The sequence below is a fragment of the Desulfomonile tiedjei genome, assembly GCA_016212925.1.
Taxonomy (GTDB): domain Bacteria; phylum Desulfobacterota; class Desulfomonilia; order Desulfomonilales; family Desulfomonilaceae; genus JACRDF01.
This window is the reverse complement of record JACRDF010000017.1, coordinates 1-4,078: the sequence shown is the minus strand read 5'-3', so window position 1 is coordinate 4,078 and position 4,078 is coordinate 1. Positions and strand designations below refer to the sequence as shown.

The following is a 4,078-nucleotide window of genomic DNA, read 5'->3' as shown; positions in this document are numbered from 1 at the left end:
GCAAGGACGTCAGGAAGCACTATCAGTTCGGCTGAGGAATAGTAGCCAGTGGTCAGTGGTCAGTGGTCAGAGAAAAGCAATGGACCACTGGGAACCATTAATCGGCTATAAGTTTGACAGGTTGCCAACCATAATTTAACATGGGAACAAAGTAGTTAAAATTTTGTGTGCCTTAATCACCGTTCCAGATAAAGGACAGTGGGAGGACAATTCGATGATTACGGAAGAAGCGAAGGCGGAAGTATTTTGGCTGGCCTTCAAGAGCCTGCCCCGGAAAGAGCAGCAACTCGTGGTGCATAAGTTGCTGCAAGACCGGGAATTTGTCGAGGACCTGCTGGACATCGCCACCATCGAACAGAGGCGGGCCGAGCCCTCCCTGCCTTTAGAGGAATATCTTGCTTAAAGAAATATAAAAGTCGTTAATGGAAATGAAAAGACAAAGTGAATTTGCCAAAAATATTTTATTTACAGGCGCCGGATTCACCAAGAATTTTGGTGGACTTCTTGCCGAAGAAATGTGGTCAAAGATTTTTAATAATAAGAGAGTTCAAGACCATACTCGACTGATGGAATTACTTAAAACTGATTTTAATTATGAATCGATCTATCACCAAGTTATTAATGGGAATTATACTGATGAGGAGAAGGCTTCAATAAATACGGCGATAATTGATAGTTATAAGATACTCGACGACATAGTTAGAAAATGGACATTCAGTAGCGGTAGTCCATATCCCGTTAATATTTATGGTGTTAATGGATTTATAGAAAGGTTTGTAGGTAATCATGAGACTGGATTATTTTTTACCCTTAATCAGGATCTTTTCATAGAGAGACATTTTAATAGCGTTATGGTGGGGTTGAATATACCAGGTGTTGCGAAAATACCAGATAATCATAAAACTATTATCCAGCTTCCTCTAGAAAATGATGATTTTAAAAAGCTCCCTACAGATGATGATCTGAATGCTAATCCTATAAACCTGATTTCTTCGAGGACACTAAATTATATCAAACTGCATGGCTCCTTCGGATGGTTAAGTTCTGCTGGTACACACATGCATGTTATAGGAAGGCAAAAGGAGCGCCTGATATCCGAAGAACCATTACTGTCTTGGTATTTTAGTCTATTCAAAGAAGCATTATTTAAACCAAATAGAAAATTGTTTGTCATTGGGTATGGTTTTATGGATCGTCATATAAATGGAGTAATTGCTGATTCTATAAATGATTTTAACCTTAAATTATATGTTATGTCACCATCTAATCAGTTAGCTTTTTTTGACAAACTTAATAGTATTGAACACGGCGGAATAATACACCGAGCGGTAGTTGGATATTTCCCCTACAAACTATTAGACATTTTTCCACAAAACAAATCGGAGTCGCATGCGTGGAGAGAAATAATTGGCAGTTATTTTGAAAATTAAGCAAAATAGCCGCCATAGGGAAGTTTATAGGCAAGATTAAAGAGGATGGCGGGCGAGACGCCCACCCTACAAAAAATTTATGCTGGTTGAGAGGGGGAAGGCAAGGGCCACAGGCGAGACGCCTGTGCCACTGATCCCTAATCCCTAACCCCTGATCCCTGCCCCCTGACCCCTGATCCCTGCCCCCTGACCCCTGACCCCTAATCCCTAATCCCTCTCCTCCTCTCCCCCCGCCAACAGCCCCGATTTTTTTAGCGCGGCCACCCCGCCCTGCAGATTCACGGCGTTGCACAGGCCCGCGGTTTCCAGTTGGCGCAGGGCTTCGTAGGAGCGGACTCCGGAGTTGCAGACGACGATGAGGCGTTTATCCGCCGGGATTTCGGCGACGCGGTCTTTCAGGGTTTCCTGGGGGATATTGAGCCAGCGCGGCCCGAACAGGTCCACGTAGGGCGCGGCGTTCTGGGCCCCTCGCACGTCCAGGCAGAGGACGTCCCCGGCCTGCTCCGTCAGGAAACACTTTTCGAATTCAGCTACATCCACCGTACGGTTGTAGCCGTCCAGGATATTGGCCGCGGTGTTGGCAGTTGCGTTGACGATATCCAGGGCTGCGGCAAAGGGCGGGGAGTAGGCCAATTCCAGGTTGGAGAGGTCGTCGAGCGCGGCTCCCCGGGAGAGGAGCGCGGCAATGCTGTTGACCCGGCCCACCAGGGCGTCGCCGTTGCTCCCCAGCCCCTGGGCCCCCAGGACGCGCCGCGATTTGCGCTCCACCACCAGTTGCAAGTACATCAGGTCCTGGCCGGGGTAGAAGTGGGCCCGGTCCGCCTGGATGACCAGGGCGGAGACCGCGTCCAGTCCTTCCCTTTGCGCTGCGGCCAGGCTGAGGCCGGTGGCGGCCACGGCCATATTGAAAATTTTCATGGTGAAGCTGCCCACAATGCCCGGAAACGCGGCGGCGCCCCCCGCCAGGTTGGTGCCGATGACCCGGCCCTGGCGGTTGGCCAGGGACCCGGAAGGAAAATAGACCGGCTTGCCGGTGAGCAGGTGGGTATTCTCAATGCAGTCCCCGCCTGCATAGATGTCCGGGTCCGAGGTCTGGAGCCTGGGGTTGACCACGATCCCCCCTTGGGCTTGGGGAGAGACGGCCAGGTTTGCTGCCGCCGCGAGTTGGGAATTAGGCATCACTCCCAGACAGGTGAGCACCAGGTCCGCGTCCAGGGTGCGACTCGAAGTCACCACCTGGAGGGCGTGTTCCCCCTGGCCGGGGCGGATTTCCCGGACGGTTTCCTGCAAATGTACGGTGACGTCATGGTCTTCCAGGTTTTTCATGACCATGCGGGCCAGCCCCGGGTCCAGAACGCCGGGCAGGACCTGGGGGGCGATCTCCACCAGCGCGGTCTCCACGCCCCAGAGGTCGCCCAGGGCCTCCGCCATTTCCAAACCCAAAGCTCCAGCGCCGATGATCACCGCTTTGCCCACCTGGCCCTGGGAAATCTTCTCCCGCACCGTCAGGGCGTCCCGCAAGTTGGCGACCCGCATCACCTGGGGGAGGTCCCCTCCGGGGACTTCCAGCCGCCGGGCCCGGCTGCCGGTGGCCAGAACGAGTCGATCGTAGGGGAGGTCCTCTTCCTGACCCGTGTCCAGACGGCGGACCCGCACCGACTTGGCCTCCCGGTCCACGGCCAGGGCCCGGGTGCGGGTCATGACCTTAACGTCCTTGGCGCCCTCGAAGAACTCCGGGGTGCGCAGCATGTGAAAGCTGGTGGACATCAGCTCCTTGATATCGCTGAGGTCGCCGGAGATATAATAGGGAATGCCGCAGCCGCCGTAGGAAATATACTCATCCTGGTCCACCATGGTGACTTCAAATTCCGGGCGCAGGCGCTTCAGGCGGCAGGCCACCTTGGGCCCCAGAGCCACCGCGCCGATGATGACCACACGTTGTTTGTCCATAGGGTTTCCTTATGCAGGTTGAAGCTGGTGGCGGGAGGAGGGCCAGGAAGTGAGCGGTAAGCAGTAAAAAGAGAGTGCCCCAAGAGGCCTTATTTTTTACTGCTCACTGCTCACTGCTTACTCTCGCCTCCAACCTGCATACACGATATTTAGAAATTATATTTACAGGTCACAATGGGAGTATAATTATACACCGTATTTTTCCCGGCCAGGTCCACGGCCAGGCCCCCGGCGAAGCTCCAACGGTCATTCCAATTATATTCCAACGCCCACGCCATGCCCAGCAGGGCCTGGGCCGGCTGTTGCGATTTGGGGCCCAGGAGGGTTCCCGCCTGCCAGTTGCTGTAAAACTCCAGGAGCAGCGCCCATTGGTGGGTAAGCACCCATTCCGCAGCCAGATTCAGGGTCACCAGGTCCCGATCGTGAATGTGCACGCCGTCCACGGTGGCGGTGGTGGGCACGGTGTACCATAGGTTGGCGTAAAGATAAACGGGACTGTACCATTTGGAGAGATTCAGCCCCGCGGTGAAGGTGTAAGCGCCGGTTCCCAAGAGATCCGTTCTCAAATTCGAGGGATTAAGATGGCGGTGGTGGCCGGTGGGGAACCCGAACCCGGTGAGCGCGGTGCAGGTGGGGAGGGACGCGGTCTCTTCCTGGAATTGATATTTGAGATAGAGGGTGGTATCCCCCAGGCCGTC

General features: G+C 53.8%; 4 protein-coding genes. 2 read left to right on the top strand and 2 right to left on the bottom strand.

The genetic code is table 11. The features are described from left to right. The first annotated feature begins 214 nt into the window (after positions 1–214). Positions 215–403: a hypothetical protein gene (locus tag HY913_08785; protein MBI4963360.1), complete on the top strand. Its 189-nt coding sequence runs from the start codon at positions 215–217 to the stop codon at positions 401–403. 19 nt (positions 404–422) lie between these two features. After that, on the top strand, positions 423–1,430 hold the full coding sequence (locus tag HY913_08780; GenBank protein ID MBI4963359.1) for an SIR2 family protein: 1,008 nt from the start codon (positions 423–425) through the stop codon (positions 1,428–1,430). Between the two features lie 207 nt (positions 1,431–1,637). Here HY913_08780 and HY913_08775 read toward each other — a convergent pair whose 3' ends face one another. Beyond that, positions 1,638–3,380 (bottom strand): FAD-dependent oxidoreductase, encoded by a 1,743-nt coding sequence (locus HY913_08775; GenBank protein MBI4963358.1) that lies wholly within the window; start codon positions 3,378–3,380, stop codon positions 1,638–1,640. Between the two features lie 149 nt (positions 3,381–3,529). Then, positions 3,530–4,078: transporter (locus HY913_08770; protein MBI4963357.1), on the bottom strand; the 549-nt coding region annotated here is incomplete at its 5' end.